The sequence below is a fragment of the Blautia sp. AF19-1 genome (genome assembly GCF_003479155.1).
Lineage (GTDB): Bacteria > Bacillota > Clostridia > Lachnospirales > Lachnospiraceae > Fusicatenibacter > Fusicatenibacter saccharivorans.
The window spans coordinates 89,920-112,946 of the sequence record NZ_QUGQ01000010.1 but is presented as its reverse complement, the minus strand read 5'-3'; the positions used below and the strand labels follow the sequence as shown (position 1 = coordinate 112,946).

The window sequence follows — 23,027 nt, the reverse complement described above, 5'->3', positions numbered from 1 at the left end:
TGGAACAGATACCGTGGAAAAACAGGGTTCTGGATGCATAATCTGCGCGGAAAAAGCGATACTAAAGGATGTCGCAGGACAAAAAACATTCAGGAGGAAACGAGATTATGACCAGAAACAGCAAAAATGAATACAGCAAAAACGAGTACAGCAAGAACGGATACGAGAAAAGCGAATACAGCAAAAACCAGAAGAACAGCAGAGACTGCAATCATGTGAAAGACCGTGAGATGTCATCCTACGGTCAGCAGAACCGGGAGCAGGACGAGAAGGATGAGTATGAAAAATACTAAGTAAACCTTGGGATTCCGGCAGAAAAAAGCCGGCGGAGGGTCCCATACGGACTCTGCCGCCGGTTTCTGCATACATATAAAACAGGAGAGAAAGTCAGATCCGGAGAGGGGGACCAGGATATGGCAGGCATGACACTGCTGGCGGCAGACCAGCTGGACTGGTACGTGGGAAAACCATGGGCGATGATCATCGATGTGCGGAACCGGCGGGAATACGAAAAAGGGCATGTGAAAGGAGCGGTGAATCTTCCCTATGACCATCTGCTCGAACGGGTCTGTCTGCCGCGGGACAAAATTCTTGTGATCTGCTGTGAGCGGGGTGCCGCGAGCATGGCGGAGGGAAAGCGGCTGGCGGAGAACGGATACGAGGTCAAAACGGTCATCGGCGGAATGCATGCATACCGCGGACGATATCTGGTGGCGGGAGAAGAGCTGTAAGGGGCGGCAATCCAACATTTCTTCTTGCCAAGCGGGAAAAGATACGGTAAGATGAAACAGAAAACAATACAAAACCAAACCACAAAATGAAAGAGAGATCACGATATGAAATACATGTTTGCATCTGATATTCACGGTTCTGCCTATTACTGCAGAAAAATGCTGGAAGCCTTCGAGGCAGAGGGCGCAAGCCGCCTGTTTCTGTTAGGCGACCTTCTCTATCACGGCCCGAGAAACGATCTTCCAAAAGAATACGCACCGAAACAGGTCATCGCCATGCTGAATGAGAAAAAACAGTACCTCACCAACGTGCGCGGAAACTGCGACGCAGAAGTAGATCAGATGGTACTGGAGTTCCCGGTGCTGGCAGATTACAGCATCCTGATCGAGGGAGGCCATACCTTCTATATGAGCCATGGCCACATCTACAATGAGCAGAATCTGCCGCCGCTGATGGATGGAGACATCTTCCTGTACGGCCATACCCACGTCCTGCGTGCCGAGAAAAAAGGCGCACACACCTTCCTGAACCCGGGTTCTGTATCTCTGCCGAAAGAGGGCAATATCCCGACCTATGCAATCCTCGAGGACGGCGTATTTACGATCAAAGGCTTTGACGGCACCGTCGTAAAACAGCTCACATTATAAGAGGGGACGGGAGAGTATGGAATTATATGAACTGATCGCCCCGTGCCACTTCGGCCTGGAGGCGGTGATGAAACGTGAAATCCTCGATCTCGGCTACGAAATCGAGCGCGTGGAGGATGGAAAAGTAACGTTTCTTGCAGATGCAGAGGGAATCGCCTACGCCAACCTGTTCTTTCGCACGACCGAGCGTATCCTGCTCAAAGTAGGACAGGTCCACGCCGAGACGTACGATGAACTCTTTGAAGCGACAAAAGCGCTCCCGTGGGAGAAATTTATCCCGAAAAACGGAAAGTTCTGGGTAACGAAGGCAAACTCCATCAAGAGTAAGCTCTTCAGCCCGTCCGATATCCAGTCGATCATGAAAAAAGCGATTGTCGAGCGATTGAAACAGGTCTACTACATGGAGTGGTTCCCGGAGGACGGTGCACAGTACCCGATCCGTGTTTCGATTTTAAAAGACGAGGTTACGATCGGACTCGATACCTCCGGCGTTTCCCTTCATAAGAGAGGCTACCGCAAGCTGACCGCGAAAGCGCCGATCACTGAGACCCTTGCCGCAGCACTTATCATGCTGACTCCGTGGAAGGGTGACCGGATTCTTGTCGATCCGTTCTGCGGAAGCGGTACGTTCCCGATCGAGGCGGCCATGATGGCGGCCGATATTGCACCGGGTCTCAACCGTTCTTTCCTTGCGGAGCAGTGGACGCACCTCGTGCCGAAAAAATGCTGGATGGATGCGGCGGAGGATGCACGCTACCGGATCCGGAACGATATTGAGACAGATATTCAGGGCTTTGATATCGACGGAGATGTCATCAAGAGTGCCAGAGAGAACGCAAAGCTGGCCGGTGTGGATCACCTGATCCATTTCCAGCAGCGTCCGGTTGCCGAGCTGTCGCACCCGAAAAAATACGGTTTTCTGATTACCAACCCGCCGTACGGTGAGCGCCTGGAGGACAAAAAAGATCTTCCGGCCCTGTATCAGACATTAGGAGAGCGGTACCGCGCTCTCGATTCCTGGTCGATGTATCTGATCACGAGCTACGAGGATGCCGAGCGGTATCTCGGCAAAAAGGCGGATAAAAACCGTAAAATTTACAATGGAATGCTGAAAACCTACTTTTACCAGTACGCGGGACCGAAGCCGCCGCGCCGGGAAAAAGAACAGAAATAATACAAATGGAGGAGCAATACCGAATGATTTTTGGTGTTGCTCCTTTTTGGTAACAAAAATTAAAAGAAAAAATTCAGAAAAGTTTAATATTTCCTTGAAATCACTGCACTACTGTGCTAAACTGTCCTCATGCGAAATTTTTTCATCAAGCGGAGGAAACCATGAACGGACAGGAGATCAGAGACAGGCTGCTGCATTCCTACGAGAGGAGCTACGATATCGTAAAGCCGTCCGAAGTAAACGGCCATACATACGATGCCTGTGCAAGCTACCACGAGAGCGGCGCAAAATACGTGCTCTCAAAGAAAGCAGAGCTGTGGAGGATCAGCTGTCATGAGCATGCGTATTTTAAAGCGGTGGAAGAACTGAACGACCAGGACGTCGAAACATTTCTGACGGACCTGACAGAATGGATAGAGCCAAAGGTGGTTCGCGAGGGGAAGGAAGTACCGGATACCGACCACATGTACACGCTGGTTACCGGTATTTTTTTTGCGGACAAACCGGTTGCGGACAGCGTAAAGAAGAAAATCCGAAAATATAAGTATTATAAAAATTACCGGTTTTCTTTGAGAGGCTACTGTCAGGTGCGGCTGCTCGTCTTTGATACGGCAGAACAGAAAGTGTTTGGAAACCGGGCGGCTTGGGAATTGGTAAAGGGATATGCTAAGATGTTCCGGTCTTAGTTATCTATAAATTTATTCTACCAAAAAGAGGGAGGAAAAAACAAATGAATAGTATTCTTGTACTGGTTGTCGGAATCGGCATTCTGATCGCCGGATACGTATTCTACGGAAAATGGCTTGCCGAGCAGTGGGGCGTTGATCCGAAACGGAAAACCCCTGCATTCACCGAGGAGGACGGTGTGGACTACGTTCCTGCCAAAGCTCCTGTCTTAATGGGACATCACTTCTCATCCATCGCAGGCGCAGGCCCGATCAACGGACCGATTCAGGCCGCTGTCTTTGGATGGGTTCCGGTTCTTTTGTGGGTACTCATCGGCGGTATCTTCTTTGGAGGCGTTCATGATTACGGCGCACTGTTTGCATCCCTGCGCCACAAAGGACAGTCCATCGGCGAGGTTATCGCAGACACCATGGGAAGTAAAGCGAAAAAACTCTTTATCGTCTTCGCTTACCTGACCCTGATTCTTGTTGTTGCAGCCTTCGGTTCCATCGTTGCCAATACCTTCAAGGCAACCTACACCGAGAGCGGCGCTGTCGATGTGGCAGCAAGTTCTGCAAATGCAACAACCGCTATGATTTCCATTCTGTTCATCGTACTCGCCGTTGTGTTCGGTTTCATGGTATACAGAAGAAATGTATCTCTTGGCGTTTCCACCATCGCAGGCGTTGCAGCTATCGTTGTCTGCGTTGTTGTTGGATTAAACTTCCATCCGATCTATCTCTCCGAGACAGCATGGATGGTAATCGTTGGTATCTATATCACCGTGGCTTCTGTTGCACCGGTCTGGATTCTGCTTCAGCCGCGTGACTACTTAAGCTCCTTCCTTCTGTACTTCATGATGATCGTAGCCGCTGTCGGTGTCATCGGAAGTGCTCTGATGGGCCATGCATCCCTGGATATCCCGGCATTCACCGGATTCAAAGATACGCTGGCTCCGACCGGAAGTTCTCTTGGATTTATGTTCCCGGCCCTGTTCGTAACCATCGCCTGTGGAGCAATTTCCGGATTCCATTCACTCGTTGGTTCAGGAACTACATCGAAACAGCTTGACAATGAGAAAAATGCCCGCCCGATCGCATACGGCGGTATGCTGATTGAGTGTGCACTTGCAATCGTATCTCTGTGTGCAGTCGGCTACATCTGGTCCAGATACGCAGACGGAACCACCGTTGTTCCGACCGCTGTATTTGCAACCGGTATCTCCGAGATGGTAGCAACCATTCCGGGACTTGGCGGATCGACCCACGTACTGTACTCTCTGCTGGTTCTGACTGTATCGGTATTCTGCCTGACTTCTCTGGATACCGCAACCCGTCTGGCAAGATACATGTTCCAGGAGTTCTGGCTTGAGCCGGGACAGACTTACAAAGAGGCAACCGGCTACAAAGCCGTTCTGACCAATCCGGTTGTATCAACCGTTATCACCGTAGTACTCGGCATCGGCCTTGGCCTGACCGGTTATTCCAAAATCTGGCCGCTGTTCGGTGCATCCAACCAGCTGCTGGCAGCCATCGGACTTCTTGCTGTTGCCACCTGGCTTGGAAAAGTCGGCAAAAACAACAAAATGTTCCTGTTCCCGATGGTATTCATGCTGATCGTAACCATTACATCCCTTGTACAGACCCTGATCGCAAACTTCAAGGGCCTTGGCGCAGGCGTTGGCATCGGCTGGTGCGTAGCACGTATCGTGCTGGCAGGCCTGCTTGTCATCCTGGCGCTGATCCTGGCTGTCGATGGATTCAAGACTCTGGCAAATCAGAAAAAAGCAAAATAATGTGTGATTACAAAAAAAGGCTCCCGGATAAAAACGGGGGTCTTTTTTTGTGACAGGGTTCTTGTGTTTGCGTCACACATACGGTATAATGATCGCAAGTTATTTCAGCGTGAAAGAAGGAAAACGGTTATGAAAAAAATTGTATTTGCAACAGGAAACGCCGGCAAAATGAAAGAAATCCGTGAAATCCTTGCGGATCTGCCGGTGGAAATTTATTCGATGAAAGAAGCCGGCATTTCGGTCGAGATCGATGAGAACGGCAAAACCTTTGAGGAGAATGCAAAAATCAAAGCACAGACCGTTGCCGGATGCACAGACGGCGACACGATCGTGCTGGCGGATGACTCCGGTCTGGAAGTGGATGCCTTAAACTGCGAGCCTGGTGTCTATTCGGCAAGATATATGGGAGAGGATACGTCCTACCGCATCAAAAATCAGAGCCTCGTTGACCGCCTGGAGGGCGTGCCGGTGGAAAAAAGAACGGCACGATTCGTCTGTGTGATTGCAGCCGCCTTCCCGGATGGAACAGTCTGTACCACCAAAGGAACGATCGAGGGAAAAATCGGTTACGAGGAACGCGGGGAGAACGGTTTTGGCTATGACCCGATTTTCTATCTGCCGGATATGAGCCGCACGACCGCAGAACTTTCTCCGGAAGAGAAAAACGCAGTCAGCCACAGAGGAAAAGCACTGGCGGCGATGAAAGAACAGATTGCATCATATTTGAAATAAGAAGAGGGAAGAGAATGAGTATGAAATTTCTGATAGTGAGCGATACCCATGGACGGATGTATAACCTCGAGGAGACCATGGAACGTGAGGAGTTCGACGGCATGATCCACTGCGGTGACGTGGAAGGGATGGATGACCTGATCAAATCCAAGGTAAACGGCCCGTGCTATATGGTCATGGGAAATAATGACTGGTTTTCAAACCTCCCGGCGGAGATTCAGGTGAACATTGATGATTACCGTGCCTTTATCACACACGGTCATAACTACGGCGTATCGCTCGGCCTGGAGGGAATCTATGCGGAGGCGCTTTCCAGGGGTGTGGATATCGTACTGTTCGGCCATACGCACCGGCCGGTCGCAGAAAAGCGTGGAAATCTCTGGATTGTCAATCCGGGCAGCCTCACGTATCCGCGTCAGATGGGAAGAAAACCAAGCTATGCCATGCTGACGATCAATGAAGAGCATGAGCTTTCGGTGGAAATCAAGTATCTGGATTAAAAAACGGGTCGAAAAAGGGCGGAAAACAGCCCAAAATCGAATGAATTATCGCAACTAACATGACTATTCCAAAGAAAACAGGGTAGTACCGGAGCAGGTTCTGACTAATCCTTAAAAAGTTTGTCAAAAAAATACAATTTAGGTGTTGACAGATGAGAAAAGATATGATAAGATCTCTTTGTTGTCCGGTGAGAACAAAACAACACAAAAAACATTTTGAAAAAAATGAAAAAAAGTGTTGACAAACCGAAAACAATGTAATATAATGAATCTTGCGTCGAGCGCGAAAGGGTTAAACGCAAATCGGGAAACCTTGTTTACGGGGTGTGGCTCAGCTTGGCTAGAGCGCCTGGTTTGGGACCAGGAGGTCGCAGGTTCGAATCCTGTCACCCCGATGTCGTGCGGGTGTAGTTCAATGGTAGAACACCAGCCTTCCAAGCTGGATACGTGGGTTCGATTCCCATCACCCGCTTGCTGCTACAATTTTGTAGAAGCTGTGTGCTTGTAGCTCAGTTGGATAGAGCAACGGCCTTCTAAGCCGTGGGTCGGGGGTTCGAATCCCTCCAAGCACGCTTCACTAAAATTGAATAGTGAAAAAAGACTGTAAGTCGTAATTATGGTGGGTATAGCGCAGTTGGTTAGCGCGCCAGATTGTGGCTCTGGAGGCCAAGGGTTCGAATCCCTTTATCCACCCTGCCAGCAAGGCGAAACATTGGGCTATCGCCAAGCGGTAAGGCACAGCACTTTGACTGCTGCATTCGCTGGTTCGAATCCAGCTAGCCCAGTTGGATGCAAAAGTATACGGAGCATTAGCTCAGTCGGTAGAGCACTTGACTTTTAATCAAGTTGTCCGGGGTTCGAATCCCCGATGCTTCACTAAATAACCCATAGAAAACGCCCATGGAGGTTTTCTATGGGGTTTTTCTTTTTCGAAAAAATAATATGCGGTTATGACGGAATTGGCAGACGTGCAGGATTTAGGTTCCTGTGCCTTTCGGCGTGTGGGTTCGAGTCCCACTAACCGCAGAAAAATCGTTACAGTTCACAGGTTCCCTGCGAACTGTAACATTCGCAGCCCTCATTTAAAGTTTTGCTTCGCAAAAGGAGGGCTGCTCACACCTGAATCACTTTCTTACGCAGCGAAACAGCAAGTGTTTCACTGCTGAGTGAACAGTAACGAAAAATCCACAGCAGTAAAATGATAAAAATCAGATTCTAAATAATTGCAGCAAAAATATTCGCGCATCAAATATCTTAAAAACTCCAAACAGAACCGAAAATCAAATAGAGAATAGATAGAGGAAAAATGGTATGACAAGAGAAAAGTATGAGTCATTGCCTTTGAGCACGCTGAAAGCGCTGGCAAAATCCAGAAACATGAAGGGGATTTCCACCCTGCGGAAAGAAGCGCTGATTGAGCGGATGCTGGAAGAAGATCAGAAAGAAAACCAGAAAAACATGGAAGAGCCGGCGGTTCTAAAAGAGGAAAAAAAGACGGAAACTGTACAGGATCAGAATCAGGAACCGCAGGAAAAGCGGGAGGACGGTATGGAGCGCCAGAATCGGGAAACCTCGGAAAACAGCACCGCGCGCCCGTACCAGAGACCGCGGTATGTCCGCCGGGAAGAGCGCAGTGAAAACGGAGAGCGCCAGGAGTACCGTCCAAGAGCGCCGCGTTTCAATGAGCGTAGATTTCAGGAACCACGGAATTATAATCAGAATAACCGTGAGGAAGAGCAAAGACAGGAGCCGCGTCAGGAAGCAGGGCAGGAAATGAGACAGGAGCCGCTGCGTCAGGAAGCAAGACCAGAGACGAGACAGGAACCGCGTCAGGAAACCAGCACGCTCGACAGCGGCCAGGAGGCCTGCGGCATCCTCGAGGTCATGCCGGACGGATTTGGATTTATCCGCTCCGACAACTATATGCCGGGCGACAGCGATGTCTACGTTTCCCCGTCCCAAATCCGCCGTTTCGGACTGAAAACGGGAGATATCATCCGCGGAAACACGAGAGTAAAGTCCGCAACCGAAAAATTCAGCGCCCTTTTATACTTAAAGAGCGTCAACAATCTGCCGCTCGACCAGATCATGCGCCGCGGCAATTTCGAAGATATGACGCCGGTCTTCCCGGATGAGCGGCTGCGCCTTGAGCGCCCGGGCGGAAGCATGGCGATGCGGATCGTGGATCTTGTAAGTCCGATCGGAAAAGGCCAGCGAGGCATGATCGTCTCCCCGCCGAAAGCCGGAAAAACGACGCTTTTGAAGGATGCGGCAAAATCCATCCTGCGGAACAACCCGGAGATGTATCTGATCATCCTTCTGATCGACGAGCGTCCGGAGGAGGTCACCGACATTAAAGAAGCGATTCAGGGATCGAATGTGGAAGTCATCTATTCCACCTTCGATGAGCAGCCGGAGCACCACAAACGCGTGTCCGAGATGGTCATTGAGCGCGCGAAACGTCTTGTGGAGAGTAAAAAAGACGTTACGATCTTCATCGACAGCATCACACGTCTCGCCAGAGCTTACAACCTGACCGTTCCGCCGAGCGGCCGTACCCTTTCCGGCGGTCTCGATCCGGCAGCACTCTACATGCCGAAACGGTTCTTCGGCGCGGCCAGAAACATGCGCGAGGGCGGAAGCCTGACGATTCTTGCAACGGCGCTTGTGGACACCGGAAGCAAGATGGACGATGTCGTTTACGAGGAATTCAAAGGCACCGGAAACATGGAACTCGTGCTCGACCGGAAACTGCAGGAACGCCGCGTCTTCCCGGCCATCGACATAGCCAAATCGGGAACAAGAAGAGAAGATCTGCTTCTGACACCGGATGAGCAGGAGGCCGTTTACAATATGCGGAAGGCATTAAACGGCATGAAATCCGAGGAAGCCGTGGAAAATATTCTGAACATGTTTGACCGCACCAGAAACAACGGCGAACTGATTCAAATTTTAAAGAAACAAAAAATAGTATAAGGCTTGCAATTTTCAAAATTGTGTGATACAATGAGAAAGCTGTGCAAGGTTGATGAGATTTTGTCAGCCTGAAATACGAAATCATCAGAGTAAATCTGAGAAGATAACAATATTAAGAAGAGGTGAATAAAATGAGAGAAGGAATCCATCCAGAATACCATCAGGCAACTGTTACCTGCAACTGCGGAAATACTTTCGTAACAGGTTCTACCAAGAAAGAGATCCACGTTGAGATCTGTTCTAAATGCCATCCGTTCTACACTGGCCAGCAGAAAGCTGCTGCAGCTCGTGGACGTATCGAGAAGTTCAACAAGAAATACGGCATGAAATAAGAATTGAATCAAGCAAGATGAAAAACGGGCTGAGGTTGGAAGATCTCAGCCCGTTCTTGCGTTACGGATGCAGAAAATCCCCTTTGAGGAGGTAAACGTAAATTATGAAATCATCCAATATTGGCGGCCAGGCCGTGATGGAAGGCGTCATGATGATGAACAAGGACCGCTATTCCGTTGCAGTACGCCGGCCGGACGGGGAGATTGAGGTTAAAGTAGAGCAGCACAAGCCGCTGACAAAGCACAAGGGGCTTTTAAAAGTTCCGATTCTGCGCGGTGTCTTCAGCTTTGCCGATTCGATGATCGTCGGCATGAGTTCCCTTATGTACTCCGCTTCGTTCTATGAGGACGAGGAGGAGGAAAAGAAAAAGCCGGCGACGAAAGAGGAAGAGGAGCAGCAGAAAGCGAAAAAAGAAAAGACAGACAAGCTGATGATGTACGGAACCGTCACATTTTCCGTTGTCATCGCCGTCGTTCTCTTTCTGATGGTGCCGTACTTCCTGTCCGAACTGCTGCACAAAGCGGGAGCCGGAACGACACTGACCGCGGTGGCAGAGGCCTTTGTGCGTGTGGCACTGTTCCTCGGCTATCTGGCAGCCATTTCCCGTATGGAAGACATTCAGCGCGTGTTCATGTACCACGGCGCCGAGCATAAATGCATCAACTGCGTCGAGCACGGTCTGGAACTGAACGTGGAAAACGTCTTAAAGAGTTCCCGGGAGCACAAGCGCTGCGGAACGAGCTTTCTTATGTACGTCATCGTCATCAGCATCATCTTTTTCATGTTCATCCGGGTCGATTCCCCGGTGCTGAAAATTGTGATCCGCCTGCTTCTCATTCCGGTGATCGCGGGCGTTTCGTATGAAATTATCCGCCTGGCGGGAAAAAGTGACAATAAACTGGTCAACCTGATCAGTAAACCGGGCCTGATGCTGCAGCACCTGACGACGCGCGAGCCGGATGCCGAGATGGCAGAGGTTGCGATCGCCGCTGTGGAGGCTGTGTTTGACTGGAGAGCGTACCTGAACGAAAACTTTGGTTATACGTACCCGGCCAAAACCGAAAAGAAAGAACATGAGGAGCCGTGACCGATGAGTGTGCACGATAGAAAAAACTTGAAATCTGCACTGGAATCCGCTATTCTGTACTTACAAAAGCAGGGGGTGGAGGAAGCCCGGCAGGACGCATGGCTTTTACTGGAGCATGTCTGCGGGATCAGCCACAGCACCTACTTTGTACACAGTGAAGATGAAATGCCAAAAGAACAGCAGGAGCAGTACGAAGCGCTGGTCAGAAAGCGCGGCGAACACATTCCGCTGCAGCAGCTGACCGGAGAGGCGTGGTTCTACGGAATCCCGTTTTTTGTGAATGAGCATGTACTGATTCCGCGGCAGGACACCGAGATTCTTGTGGAGGAAGCGCTCCGCGGCCTTCCAAAAGATGCACGGATTCTCGATCTCTGCACCGGCTCGGGATGCATCCTCATATCGCTTCTTGTGACGAGAGAGGACTGCACGGGAATCGGCGCGGATCTCTCCGAGAAAGCCTTACAGGTTGCGGAAAAGAACGGCGTACAGGCGGGCGGACGGGCATCGTTCGTAAAGAGCAACTTATTTGAAAACATCGAGGGAACCTTCGATGTGATCGCAAGCAATCCGCCGTATATCCGCACGGATGTGATTGAAACGCTGATGCCGGAGGTGCGCGACCATGAGCCGCGGATGGCACTCGACGGCAGTGCGGACGGTCTTGTCTTTTACCGGAAGATTACAGAGCAGGCAGGAAGCTATTTAAAAGAGGGCGGAAAGCTCTGTTTTGAAATTGGATACGATCAGGGAGATGAAGTGCGGGAGCTGATGGAAACCCACGGCTTTGCCGATGTACAGGTTCTGAAAGATCTGGCAGGCCTGGACCGCGTGGTGACCGGTATCTGGCACAAAAAACCCTGACAGAAATGAATTTTAATTTTGACACCATAATGACATCATAAACAGACGAAAACAGCAAAAAGGAGCAGTCATTTTATGTTTGATAAACTTGATGATATCCTCATGCGTCTCGAGGAGGTACTGAATCAGTTAAGCGAGCCGGACGTCGCTGCCGATGCGGCGAAGTTCCAGAAGCTGATGAAGGAGCAGGCAGAACTCCAGCCGATCGCAGACGCATATAAGGACTATAAAACACAGAAACAGACCATCGAAGAGAGCCTGATGCTTCTCGAGGAGGAATCCGACGAAGAGATGCGCGAAATGCTGAAAGAAGAGCTCTCCGATGCGAAAAAACGCGTAGAGGAGCTGGAGCAGGAGCTCAAAGTCCTGCTTCTGCCGAAAGACCCGAACGATGACAAGAACGTTATCGTAGAGTTCCGCGCAGGTGCCGGCGGAGACGAGGCGGCACTCTTTACTGCAGAAATCTGCCGTATGTACATCAAATACGCAGAGAGCCGCGGCTGGAAAACAGAGCTGACCAGCGCCGATGAAAACGGAATCGGCGGCTTTAAAGACGCAACACTTCTGATCAACGGAGCAGGCGCGTACTCCCGGATGAAGTACGAGAGCGGCACGCACCGCGTACAGCGTGTGCCGGAAACCGAGTCCGGCGGAAGAATCCATACCTCAACCATGACCGTAGCGATCATGCCGGAGGTGGACGACGTCGAAGTACAGATCGACCCGAAAGATTACAAATTCGATGTATTCCGTGCTTCCGGAAACGGCGGCCAGTGTGTCAATACGACCGACTCAGCAGTCCGTCTGACCCACTTCCCGAGCGGCATCGTCATTTCCTGCCAGGATGAGAAATCACAGTTAAAGAATAAGGACAAGGCACTGAAGATTCTGCGTGCCCGTCTGTACGACTTAGAGCAGCAGAAACAGCACGATGAGATGGCCGAGCTTCGAAAGAGCCAGGTCGGAACGGGAGACCGCTCCGAGAAGATCCGTACGTACAACTTCCCACAGGGACGTGTGACGGATCACAGAATCAAACTGACCTTATACAAACTGGACGCCATCATGAACGGTGATCTGGATGAAATCATCGACAGTCTGATTGCAGCCGATCAGGCCGCAAAGCTGAGCAGCATGCAGGAAGAAGCATAATAATAAACGCTGCGAATCACGATTGGTCTACAGGATCGATTGTTGATAGAATAAACAAGAGAAAAAAGGGGAAAAGAGAAAGGAAAAACGCTATGAAGAAAACAGCACTTGTGATCATGGCAGCCGGAATCGGCAGCAGATTTGGAAAGGGAATCAAGCAGCTTGAGCCAGTAGGACCAAACGGGGAGATCATCATGGATTATTCCATCCACGATGCACTGGAAGCCGGCTTCAACAAAGTAGTCTTCATCATCCGCAAGGATCTGGAGAAAGATTTCAAGGAAGTCATCGGCAACCGCATCAGCAAAATCACAGAGGTGGAATATGCATTCCAGGAGCTCGATGATCTGCCGGCAGGCTTTGCAAAACCGGAAGGCCGTACCAAACCGTGGGGAACCGGCCAGGCCGTTCTTGCCTGCAAAGGTCTTGTAAAAGAGCCGTTTGCTGTTATCAATGCTGATGACTATTACGGAAAAGATCCGTTCGTAAAACTGCACGACTACCTCGTACAGGAGCATGATGTGGATGAAGTTATGCCGATCTCCATGGCAGGATTCGTGCTTGGAAACACCTTAAGTGACAACGGCGGTGTTACAAGAGGTGTCTGCGTCGTTGATGAAAACGGAAACCTGACCGGTGTCAACGAGACGAAAAACATTGTAAAGACCGCAGAGGGCGCAGGCGTTGAAAAAGAAGACGGAACGGTTGATCCGATCGACAAAAACTCCCTTGTTTCCATGAACATGTGGGGACTGCAGCCGGAGTTCATTGATCTTCTGGAGAAAGGCTTTGTTGAATTCCTTTCTGCACAGAAAGAGGGAGATGTAAAAGGCGAGTATCTCCTTCCGATCTACATCGACGAGCTGCTGCACGCAGGAAAAGCAGAAGTAAAAGTTCTTCCGACCGACGCAGAGTGGTTCGGCGTAACGTATCAGGAAGACAAAGCTTCCGTAACAGAAGCATTCCGCAAACTGATTGCGGACGGCGTATACAGCGAGAAGCTGTACGACTAATTACGATATTTTATTATTTGAGTGAATAACCAGAAAAAGCGTGTTTGAATGATTGCAAAAAATTTCAGACACGCTTTCTGCCCGAAAGGGGAAAGGAGCATACCATGGGTAAATATTTTGGAACAGATGGATTTCGCGGAGAAGCAAACATTGATCTGACGGTTGAGCATGCATATAAAGTGGGAAGATTCCTCGGATGGTATTTCGGAAAAGACCACAAAGCACAGATCGTCATTGGAAAAGACACCAGACGCTCCAGCTACATGTTCGAATATTCGCTGGTAGCAGGACTGACCGCATCGGGAGCAGACGCTTATCTGCTGCACGTAACGACCACCCCGAGCGTTTCCTATGTTGTCCGTACCGAAAACTTTGACTGCGGAATTATGATCTCCGCCAGCCACAACCCGTTCTATGACAACGGAATCAAAGTCATCAACGGCCTGGGACAGAAACTGGAAGCCGACATCGAAGCGCAGATCGAAGCCTACATCGACGACGGAACACCGAAGATCCCGTTCGCAACGAGAGAAGACATCGGACGCACCGTGGATTTTGCAGCCGGAAGGAACCGCTACATTGGACACCTGATCTCGATTCCGACAAAATCCTTTAAAAACATGAGAGTCGGACTCGACTGCTCCAACGGAAGTGCCTCTTCCGTAGCCAAGAGCGTGTTTGATGCCATCGGCGCCAAGACATATGTGATCCACAACGAGCCGGACGGAACAAACATCAACTGCGGCTGTGGTTCCACCCACATCGAAGAGCTTCAGAAATATGTAAGAGAGAAACACCTCGATGTCGGATTTGCCTACGACGGAGACGCAGACCGCTGCATCGCTGTCGATGAGCTGGGAAATGTGGTAGACGGAGACCTGATCATGTATGTCTGCGGTAAATACTTAAAAGAAAAAGGCCAGTTAAACGGAGATACGATTGTGACCACGATCATGTCAAACCTCGGTCTTTACAAAGCGTGTGACCGCGCCGGTATCCGGTATGAGAAGACGGCAGTCGGCGACAAATACGTGTGCGAGAACATGATGGCAAACGGCTATTCTCTCGGCGGAGAGCAGTCCGGCCACATCATTTTCAGCAAGCACGCGACGACCGGTGACGGAATCCTGACCTCCCTGATGGTGATGGAAGTGCTGATAGATAAGAAAATCCCGCTCAGCACCCTGACAGCCGAGGTAGTGATTTACCCGCAGCTCTTAAAGAATGTCCGCGTGGCAAACAAAGCAGCTGCAAAGGCCAACCCGGCAGTACAGAAAGCAGTAGAAGACGTAGCAGAGGCCCTGGGCGATGACGGACGCATCCTCGTAAGAGAGAGCGGCACCGAGCCGGTGATCCGTGTCATGGTGGAAGCACCGGACGACGCAACGTGTGCAAAATACGTAGACCAGGTTGTTTCTGTGATGCATAAAGAAGGACTTGTGACAGAATGAAAAAAAGACTGGTAATCTTTTTTCTGGCGGCGGCAATGGTGCTTGGCGGCTGTGAAAATAAAAATTCAAAGCTTTATAAAAAGGGCATCGAGGCGCTCGAACAGAAGGACTACGTAACGTCGATTGCGATGCTGGAGGGAGCCGTAAAGGCAGGCGACCGACTGGCGGAGAGCTACCGGTCGCTCGGCATCGCTTATCTGAAAAGCCAGGAGTATGACAAGGCAAAAGAGGCTTTCAAGAGCAGTCTTTCGAGCATGAAGCACAAAGACGCGGAGTTTTCGCGCGATGTCATGTATTACGAGGCGGAAACCTGCGTACAGGCCGGAGATCTGGACGGAGCCATTGAGATCTGCACCAATATTCAGGAAGAAAAGGTCGATGCCGATGCGCTGTTCCTTAGGGGCCGCGCGTACTTCCTGCAGAAGAATTACGAGCAGGCGAAGGTGGATTTTGATGCGGCAGTGGAGACGAAGGAGAGCTATCAGCTCTGCCTTGACATTTACGAGCTGTATCAGGAGAGCAGCATGAAAGCGGACGGAGACCGTTACCTCGAAGCAGCAGTGAAGATTGAGCCGAAAACGACCGAGGATTATTATAACATCGGCTGTGCATACTACTATCTGGAGGAGCAGGACGAGGCGGTCAAAGCGTTCTCGAAGGCAATGAAGGACGGCAGCAGCGCGGCGATGGAAATGCTCGGCGAGGTTTACCTTTCCAATGGTCAGAACGACGAGGCGAAAGCACTGTTTTCTTCGTATCTTTCGACAGATGGCTTTGCGGCGGCAGCCAACAACGGGCTGGCGCTCTGCGCACTTGCGGAAAACGACACGGACAGTGCACTCTCGTATATCGAGGAAGGACTCAAAACGGCAGAGGATTCCGACCGGGAAAATCTGCTGTTCAACCAGATTGTATCCTATGAAAAATGGGCGGATTTTGATACCGCGAAGTCGCTGATGGCGGATTTTCTGGCAGCATACCCGGAAAACACCGCGGCGCAGCGGGAAAATACGTTTCTCCAGAACCGATAACAGACGGAGGAAGTTGGATTGTTTGATTTAAGAGAAGAACAGGAGCGCGTGATTCTGGTCGGCGTACAGGAAAACGGCGGCGCAAACGCAGAAGAATCGCTCGACGAGCTGGCGGAACTGGCCAGCACCGCCGGTGCGAAGGTGGAGGGCCGCCTGGTGCAGGTGCGGGAGGCCATTCATCCGGGAACGTACATCGGAAAAGGAAAATTAGAGGAATTGAAAATTCTGGTGCGCGCCTGCGATGCGACGGGCATCATCTGCGACGATGAGCTCTCCTCGATCCAGTTAAAAGGGCTGGAGGAAGCACTGGAATGCAAGATCATGGACCGTACGCTTTTGATCCTGGATATCTTTGCGGCGCGCGCCGTGAGCAGCGAGGGTAAAATCCAGGTTGAGCTGGCCCAGTTAAAGTACCGTGCGTCCCGACTTTCCGGCCTTGGCACGTCGCTTTCCCGTCTCGGCGGCGGAATCGGTACGAGAGGACCGGGAGAGAAAAAGCTGGAAACCGACCGGCGCCTGATCCGCACGCGTATTACGCAGTTAAAACGTGAGCTTGAGGAAGTACGCCAGCACAGAGAGCTCCTTCGTGAAGGCAGAAAACGTTCCAAAATCCCGGTAGCGGCGCTCGTAGGCTATACGTCAGCGGGAAAGAGCAGTCTTTTAAATGCACTGACAGGATCGGAAATTCTGGCAGATGCAATGCTGTTTTCCACGCTGGATACGACGACGCGGTCACTGACCCTTCCGGATGGACAGGAAATTCTGCTGACCGATACGGTTGGATTTATCAATAAGCTGCCACATCATCTGATCGATGCATTCCGCAGTACGCTGGAGGAAGCACGGTATGCCGACTATATTCTCCACGTTGTGGATACGTCGAATCCACAGATGGAACTGCAGATGCAGGTGGTATATGACACACTGCGGGAACTGAAAGTTGAGGACAAAAAGATCGTCACCCTGCTGAACAAGCAGGATAAGCTTCTCGCCCCGATGGTTGTAAAAGATTTCCGGGCAGACGCGAGCCTTGCGGTCTCTGCCAAAACAGGACAGGGACTCGAAGACCTCAAAAATTTACTCTCCTCGTGGATGATGGAGGGAAAAATCTATATCGAGCGCCTCTATCCGTACGATAAGGCGGGAACGATTTCACTGATCCGCGGATACGGAATTCTGCTCGAAGAAGAATATCTGCCGGAAGGCATCCGCGTAAAAGCCTATGTACCGAAGGATATCTATCCGAGGGTATAGAGGTATGGCAAGCAGGCTTAAAAACGGCAGTACATCCCTTTAAGCGCCGTACAGCGCCGAAAAATGGAAGGGACAGAACACAAGTAAAAGTACCATATCTAGTGATGTTAGAAAATTTCACACTAGATATGGTACTTTTTACTATTGACGGGAGAAACATGCTCTGCTATCATATGGTTCAGACACTGCAAAGAGTGGAACCTTAAAAAGGCCTTGCAGAAACGGTTGAATTAACAGGAGGGATTCCATGTTTCAGGTAGAAAAGAGAGACGGAACGATTGCAGAGTTCCAGATGAAAAAGATTACCGATGCGATTGGAAAAGCATTCGGCGCAAAAGATATGCAGTTCAGCGATGACATGCTTCAGATGCTGGCACTGCGCGTAACAGCGGACTTTCAGTCCAAGATCAAAGACGGAAAAATTTCAGTGGAGGCAATTCAGGACAGCGTGGAGAACGTGCTGATCCAGTGCGGCTACGCAGAAGTGGCAAAAGCTTACATTCTGTACCGCAAGCAGAGGGAAAAAATCCGCAACATGAAATCGACGATCGTAGACTACAAAGAGATCGTGGACAGCTACGTAAAAGTAGAGGACTGGCGTGTCAAAGAGAATTCGACCGTAACGTATTCTGTCGGCGGTCTGATCTTAAGCAATTCCGGCGCGATTACAGCCAACTACTGGTTATCAGAGATTTATGATGACGAGATCGCCGAGGCACACCGCAACGCGGATATTCACATCCACGACCTGTCGATGCTGACCGGCTACTGTGCAGGATGGTCGTTAAAACAGCTCATCAAAGAAGGACTTGGCGGCATCAACGGAAAGATTACTTCTTCTCCGGCAAGACATCTTTCGGTTCTGTGCAACCAGATGGTCAACTTCCTTGGCATTATGCAGAACGAGTGGGCAGGTGCGCAGGCATTTTCTTCGTTTGATACGTATCTGGCGCCGTTCGTCAAAGTGGACAACTTAAGCTACGGCGAAGTGAAGAAGTGCATCGAGGCGTTTATCTACGGCGTCAACACACCGAGCCGCTGGGGAAGCCAGGCACCGTTCTCCAACATTACACTCGACTGGACCGTACCGGATGACCTCGCAGAGCTTCCGGCGATCGTCGGCGGCAAGGAGATGGACTTCAAGTACAAAGACTGTAAAAAAGAGATGGATATGGTCAACAAAGCGTTCATCGAGACGATGATCGAGGGAGATGCCAACGGAAGAGGCTTCCAGTACCCGATCCCGACCTACTCCATCACATCCGATTTTGACTGGTCCGATACGGAGAATAACCGTCTGCTGTTCGAAATGACTGCAAAATACGGTACCCCGTACTTCTCCAACTACATCAACAGCGATATGAAACCAAGCGACGTGCGCTCCATGTGCTGCCGTCTCCGCCTGGATCTGCGTGAGCTTCGAAAGAAAACCGGCGGATTCTTTGGTTCCGGCGAGAGCACCGGATCGGTCGGCGTTGTCACCATCAATATGCCGCGTATCGCATATCAGTCCAAAGATGAGAAAGAATTCTACCGCCGTCTCGATCATATGATGGATATTGCCGCACGTTCGTTAAAGACGAAACGTGAGGTCATTACCCGCCTCCTGGACGAGGGACTGTATCCATATACGAAACGGTACCTTGGAACGTTTGAGAACCACTTCTCAACCATCGGTCTGATCGGTATGAACGAGGCCGGCTTAAATGCCGCATGGCTCGGAAGGGGTCTGGAGGATCCGAAGACACAGCAGTTTACGAAAGAAGTTCTGAACCATATGAGAGAGCGTCTTTCTGATTACCAGGAGGAGTACGGCGATCTGTACAACCTTGAGGCAACTCCGGCGGAGTCGACCGCATACCGTCTGGCAAAACACGACCGTGCAAAATGGCCGGATATCAAGACCGCAGGCCATGAGGGAGATACCCCGTACTACACCAACAGCTCCCATCTGCCGGTGGACTATACCGAGGATATTTTCTCTGCGCTTGATATTCAGGATGATCTGCAGACGTTGTACACCTCGGGAACTGTCTTCCATGCGTTCCTTGGCGAAAAACTGCCGGACTGGAAAGCAGCAGCTTCCCTTGTGCGGAAGATTGCAGAGAACTACAAACTGCCGTACTACACGCTGTCCCCGACGTATTCTGTCTGTGCGAACGACGGCTATCTCGCCGGCGAGCACTTTACATGTCCGATCTGCGGAAAAGAGGCAGAGGTTTACAGCCGTATCACGGGATATTACCGTCCGGTCAAGAACTGGAACGACGGAAAACGCCAGGAGTACAAGAACAGAACTGTATATGATATCATCCACTCCAAATCGCCGGAGCAGAAAATGAAATCGTACGGCGCAGCAGAGAAACTGGCAGAGCAGGCCGCTGGAAAAGAAGAGCCGAAAGCCGCTGCAGCAGCAGATAAAATCGAGGAAGACGGTATGTACCTGTTCACGACAAGCACCTGCCCGAACTGCAAAATGGCAAAAGAAATGCTCGCCGAGGAGCAGTATGAGGTGATCGACGCAGAGCGTCACCCGGATCTTGCTGCACAGTACGGCATCATGCAGGCACCGACTCTTCTCGTTGTGGAGGACGGCCAGGCACAGAAGATTGTGAATGCTTCCAATATCCAGAAATATGTGGATGAATATCTCTCCTAAATCTGTGCGCATATAGTTGCAGGAAAGAACAAACAGAGTTATAATAGGAAAAAGTGATACCCTCGCCCGGGCATCCCGGGTGGGGGTATTATTATGGCGCTGAGCACAGCAGAAATCGGCCCGGTGGACCGGTTTCACTTACAGAAGGGAGAAAAATTATGGGATACAGCCAGGACACAATCTGTGTACAGGGAGGATGGCAGCCGAAAAACGGTGAGCCGCGTGTACTTCCGATTTACCAGAGCACAACATTCAAATATGCAACCAGCGAGGAAATGGGAAAACTGTTCGATCTGGAGGAGGAGGGATATTTCTATTCCCGTCTGCAGAACCCGACGAACGACGTCGTAGCACAGAAAATCTGCGATCTGGAGGGCGGCGTGGCAGCCATGCTCACATCTTCCGGCCAGGCGGCAACGATGCTTGCTGTTACCAACATCTGTGAGGCAGGCGACCACGTTGTCTGCGCGGCAAAGGTTTACGGAGGAACCTCCAACCTGCTCGCCGTTACCTTAAAACGATTCGGCATCGAGACTACCCTCGTGGACCAGGATGCGCCGGCAGAGGAGCTGGAAAAAGCATTCCAGCCGAACACCAAAGCTGTCTTTGCCGAGACGATTTCCAACCCGGCAGGTGTTGTACTTGACATTGACAAGTTTGTTAAACTTGCACATGAGCACGGCGTTCCGATGATCTGCGACAACACCTTTGCAACCCCGATCAACTGCCGTCCGTTCGAGTTCGGTGTAGATATTGTCACCCATTCCACCACAAAATACATGGACGGCCATGCAATGGCGCTCGGCGGAGCGATTGTCGATTCCGGAAACTTCGACTGGGATGCGCATGCAGAAAAATTCCCGGGTCTTACCACACCGGACGAGTCGTATCATGGTGTTATTTACACCCAGAAATTCGGCAAAAAAGCATACATCACAAAAGCAACCGCACAGCTGATGCGCGATATGGGAGCATGCCAGTCCCCGCAGAATGCATTCTTGACGAATGTCGGCCTGGAGACCCTGCACCTGCGCGTGGAGCGTCACTGCAGAAATGCCGAGAAAGTGGCAGAGTTCCTGAAAAACCACCCGAAGGTAGCATGGGTTGAGTACGCAGGCCTTGCAGACAGCAAATACCATGCGCTGGCAGAAAAATACATGCCGAACGGAACCTGCGGCGTTCTCTGCTTCGGACCAAAGGGCGGAAGAGACGGCGCGATGCGCTTCACGAACGGCCTGAAAATGGTAGCAATTGTAACACACGTTGCCGATGCAAGAAGCTGCGTTCTGCACCCGGCAAGCCATACCCATCGCCAGCTGAACGATCAGCAGCTCATCGAAGCCGGTGTTCTGCCGGATCTGATCCGTCTGTCAGTCGGCATCGAGGATGTGAACGATATCATTGCAGACCTTGATCAGGCGCTTGCGAACGTATAAAGATACAAAAAACAGGATGTGAAAAGGAGCGTATTGGTAAAATGGAAGAAATGGCAAAGAAACGCGTAAAAGATTCTGAGACAGAGCAGTCGTATCTTCTGATGCACCGCCATATCAACGGCTATGGCCGTCTGTTCGGCGGCCAGCTGGTCGCGTGGATCGATGAGCTTGCCGGTCTGGTGGGACGCCGCCACTGCGGCCACGAAATCACCACCGCGTGCATCGACAATCTGAACTTCAAGCATCCTGCTTTTCTGAACGACACCGTCGTACTGGTTGGAAGAGTGACGTATGTCGGACGCACCTCAATGGAGGTGCGCGTCGACACGTACGTGGAAGAGCTTGCGACCGGCATTCGGAAAATGATCAACCGTGCCTACGTGGTGATGGTGGCCATCGACGAGAACGGCCGCGCACTTCCCGTCCCGGGCCTGATTCTGGAATCCCCGGAGCAGGAGGCCGAGTGGGAGGGCGGAAAACGCCGCTATGAACTGCGAAAAGAGCGTCACAGAGAGGGGTTCTAAGTTGACGTTCACCCGCACATTTGCAGAATCCACCGGAGCTGTCTTCGTGCATTCTGAAAATTTTATTTTAAGAAAATCCCGCCGTGTCCCTTGACAGGCGGGATTTTCCATGTTAAGGTAAAGGCAGTTATACGACTGACGGAAGTGGAAATGACCACAGGGAGTATAGCGTGAGAAGAGGCCGACCGTCTGGGCAGAAGAATGCTTGGGGGAGTGGGTCTGTTTTTTTATCCAAAAACAGAAAATCCCATTCCAGCCACCTTGAAAAGGAGATCAGAAGATGAAAAAAGTATCACTGGAACAGGAATTAAAAGGAAATGCATATCCAGGAAGAGGAATTGTGATCGGCAGATCCAAAGATGGCACAAAAGCCGTTGCCGGATACTTTATTATGGGCAGAAGCCAGAACAGCCGCAACCGTGTCTTTGTTGAGGAGGGTGAGGGAATCCGCACACAGGCGTTTGATCCGTCGAAGCTGGAAGATCCGAGCCTGATCATCTACGCACCGGTACGCGTTCTGGGAAATGATACGATCGTAACAAACGGAGACCAGACCGATACCGTATACGAAGGACTGGAGCAGGGAAAAACGTTTGAGGTATCCCTTCGAAGCAGAGAGTTTGAGCCGGATGCACCGAACTACACTCCTCGTATTTCCGGTGTGATGCACGTAGAGAACGGAATGTACGGCTACCAGATGTCGATCTTAAAGAGCAATAACGGCGATCCGTCCCAGTGCAACCGCTACACCTTCTCCTATGATAACTGTGTAGCAGGGGAAGGCCATTTCATCCACACCTACATGCACGACGGCAATCCGCTGCCAAGCTTTGAGGGTGAGCCAAAACTGGTCGAGATTCCGGATGACATCGATGCCTTCACCGAACTGCTCTGGAGCAGCTTAAACGAGGACAACAAGGTGTCCCTCTTCACACGCTATATCGACATTGCAACCGGCAAGTATGAGACAAGAATCGTGAATAAAAATAAATAAGAAATCGAGT

The 23,027-nt window shown here is 50.8% G+C and carries 21 protein-coding genes, 7 tRNA genes and 1 riboswitch; all 28 genes read left to right on the top strand.

All coding sequences use genetic code 11. The annotated features are described in order from the left end of the window. The first annotated feature begins 107 nt into the window (after positions 1 to 107). The 28 genes from DWX26_RS08750 (at position 108) to DWX26_RS08615 (ending at position 23,017) form a co-directional block, all read left to right on the top strand. Positions 108 to 293 carry a hypothetical protein gene (locus tag DWX26_RS08750; RefSeq protein WP_022462634.1) on the top strand — a complete coding sequence of 62 codons (186 nt, stop codon included), beginning with the start codon at positions 108 to 110 and terminating at the stop codon, positions 291 to 293. A gap of 120 nt (positions 294 to 413) precedes the next feature. Continuing rightward, positions 414 to 731, top strand: coding sequence for a rhodanese-like domain-containing protein (locus DWX26_RS08745; RefSeq protein ID WP_022462633.1), 318 nt, complete (start codon positions 414 to 416; stop codon positions 729 to 731). A gap of 105 nt (positions 732 to 836) precedes the next feature. Beyond that, entirely contained in the window at positions 837 to 1,379 is a 543-nt protein-coding gene (yfcE, locus tag DWX26_RS08740) for a phosphodiesterase (RefSeq protein ID WP_118601241.1), read from the top strand. 16 nt (positions 1,380 to 1,395) lie between these two features. Continuing rightward, positions 1,396 to 2,553 (top strand): THUMP domain-containing class I SAM-dependent RNA methyltransferase, encoded by a 1,158-nt coding sequence (locus DWX26_RS08735; protein WP_118601240.1) that lies wholly within the window; start codon positions 1,396 to 1,398, stop codon positions 2,551 to 2,553. 161 nt (positions 2,554 to 2,714) lie between these two features. Next, complete coding sequence (locus tag DWX26_RS08730) at positions 2,715 to 3,239, top strand: hypothetical protein (RefSeq protein ID WP_055219714.1); 525 nt, start codon at positions 2,715 to 2,717, stop codon at positions 3,237 to 3,239. A 44-nt stretch (positions 3,240 to 3,283) separates the two neighbouring features. Beyond that, complete coding sequence (locus tag DWX26_RS08725) at positions 3,284 to 5,014, top strand: carbon starvation CstA family protein (protein ID WP_118601239.1); 1,731 nt, start codon at positions 3,284 to 3,286, stop codon at positions 5,012 to 5,014. Positions 5,015 to 5,143: 129 nt separating this feature from the next. Then, positions 5,144 to 5,746, top strand: a complete 603-nt coding sequence (locus DWX26_RS08720; protein WP_118601238.1) for an XTP/dITP diphosphatase — start codon at positions 5,144 to 5,146, stop codon at positions 5,744 to 5,746. 14 nt (positions 5,747 to 5,760) lie between these two features. Beyond that, complete coding sequence (locus tag DWX26_RS08715; protein ID WP_330422997.1) at positions 5,761 to 6,246, top strand: metallophosphoesterase family protein; 486 nt, start codon at positions 5,761 to 5,763, stop codon at positions 6,244 to 6,246. Positions 6,247 to 6,566: 320 nt separating this feature from the next. After that, a tRNA-Pro gene (locus DWX26_RS08710) sits at positions 6,567 to 6,641 on the top strand. A gap of 6 nt (positions 6,642 to 6,647) precedes the next feature. Then, positions 6,648 to 6,718 (top strand) — tRNA-Gly (locus DWX26_RS08705). Between the two features lie 26 nt (positions 6,719 to 6,744). Continuing rightward, positions 6,745 to 6,818, top strand: a tRNA-Arg gene (locus DWX26_RS08700). A 47-nt stretch (positions 6,819 to 6,865) separates the two neighbouring features. Then, a tRNA-His gene (locus tag DWX26_RS08695) sits at positions 6,866 to 6,939 on the top strand. A gap of 20 nt (positions 6,940 to 6,959) precedes the next feature. Then, positions 6,960 to 7,031 (top strand) — tRNA-Gln (locus tag DWX26_RS08690). 18 nt (positions 7,032 to 7,049) lie between these two features. Further along, positions 7,050 to 7,122, top strand: a tRNA-Lys gene (locus tag DWX26_RS08685). A gap of 68 nt (positions 7,123 to 7,190) precedes the next feature. Next, a tRNA-Leu gene (locus DWX26_RS08680) sits at positions 7,191 to 7,272 on the top strand. 285 nt (positions 7,273 to 7,557) lie between these two features. Beyond that, positions 7,558 to 9,222, top strand: a complete 1,665-nt coding sequence (gene rho, locus DWX26_RS08675) for a transcription termination factor Rho (protein ID WP_118601237.1) — start codon at positions 7,558 to 7,560, stop codon at positions 9,220 to 9,222. 131 nt (positions 9,223 to 9,353) lie between these two features. Next, positions 9,354 to 9,554 carry a 50S ribosomal protein L31 gene (gene rpmE / locus DWX26_RS08670; RefSeq protein WP_022462139.1) on the top strand — a complete coding sequence of 67 codons (201 nt, stop codon included), beginning with the start codon at positions 9,354 to 9,356 and terminating at the stop codon, positions 9,552 to 9,554. A gap of 104 nt (positions 9,555 to 9,658) precedes the next feature. Further along, positions 9,659 to 10,642: a DUF1385 domain-containing protein gene (locus DWX26_RS08665; protein WP_055265811.1), complete on the top strand. Its 984-nt coding sequence runs from the start codon at positions 9,659 to 9,661 to the stop codon at positions 10,640 to 10,642. A 3-nt stretch (positions 10,643 to 10,645) separates the two neighbouring features. Continuing rightward, complete coding sequence (prmC, locus tag DWX26_RS08660) at positions 10,646 to 11,503, top strand: peptide chain release factor N(5)-glutamine methyltransferase (protein WP_055265809.1); 858 nt, start codon at positions 10,646 to 10,648, stop codon at positions 11,501 to 11,503. A 75-nt stretch (positions 11,504 to 11,578) separates the two neighbouring features. Further along, entirely contained in the window at positions 11,579 to 12,655 is a 1,077-nt protein-coding gene (gene prfA, locus DWX26_RS08655; RefSeq protein WP_022462136.1) for a peptide chain release factor 1, read from the top strand. Positions 12,656 to 12,747: 92 nt separating this feature from the next. Beyond that, positions 12,748 to 13,668 carry a nucleotidyltransferase family protein gene (locus DWX26_RS08650; RefSeq protein ID WP_055219722.1) on the top strand — a complete coding sequence of 307 codons (921 nt, stop codon included), beginning with the start codon at positions 12,748 to 12,750 and terminating at the stop codon, positions 13,666 to 13,668. Between the two features lie 104 nt (positions 13,669 to 13,772). Beyond that, entirely contained in the window at positions 13,773 to 15,119 is a 1,347-nt protein-coding gene (glmM, locus tag DWX26_RS08645; protein ID WP_118601236.1) for a phosphoglucosamine mutase, read from the top strand. Then, positions 15,116 to 16,150: a tetratricopeptide repeat protein gene (locus DWX26_RS08640; protein WP_118601235.1), complete on the top strand. Its 1,035-nt coding sequence runs from the start codon at positions 15,116 to 15,118 to the stop codon at positions 16,148 to 16,150. Before glmM ends, DWX26_RS08640 begins: the two co-directional genes overlap by 4 nt. Before the next feature lie 18 nt (positions 16,151 to 16,168). Further along, entirely contained in the window at positions 16,169 to 17,404 is a 1,236-nt protein-coding gene (hflX, locus tag DWX26_RS08635) for a GTPase HflX (RefSeq protein ID WP_055227015.1), read from the top strand. Between the two features lie 247 nt (positions 17,405 to 17,651). Next, the gene (locus DWX26_RS08630) at positions 17,652 to 20,063 is read left to right on the top strand and encodes a ribonucleoside triphosphate reductase (RefSeq protein ID WP_118601234.1); all 2,412 of its coding nucleotides are present in this window, start codon (positions 17,652 to 17,654) and stop codon (positions 20,061 to 20,063) included. A 158-nt stretch (positions 20,064 to 20,221) separates the two neighbouring features. Then, positions 20,222 to 21,499, top strand: a complete 1,278-nt coding sequence (locus tag DWX26_RS08625; protein WP_055219732.1) for an O-acetylhomoserine aminocarboxypropyltransferase/cysteine synthase family protein — start codon at positions 20,222 to 20,224, stop codon at positions 21,497 to 21,499. Positions 21,500 to 21,540: 41 nt separating this feature from the next. Beyond that, positions 21,541 to 22,023, top strand: coding sequence for an acyl-CoA thioesterase (locus tag DWX26_RS08620; RefSeq protein ID WP_022463109.1), 483 nt, complete (start codon positions 21,541 to 21,543; stop codon positions 22,021 to 22,023). A 121-nt stretch (positions 22,024 to 22,144) separates the two neighbouring features. Further along, positions 22,145 to 22,225: riboswitch (ZMP/ZTP riboswitch) on the top strand. Between the two features lie 78 nt (positions 22,226 to 22,303). Beyond that, on the top strand, positions 22,304 to 23,017 hold the full coding sequence (locus tag DWX26_RS08615; protein ID WP_118601233.1) for an IMP cyclohydrolase: 714 nt from the start codon (positions 22,304 to 22,306) through the stop codon (positions 23,015 to 23,017). Positions 23,018 to 23,027: the final 10 nt, after the last annotated feature.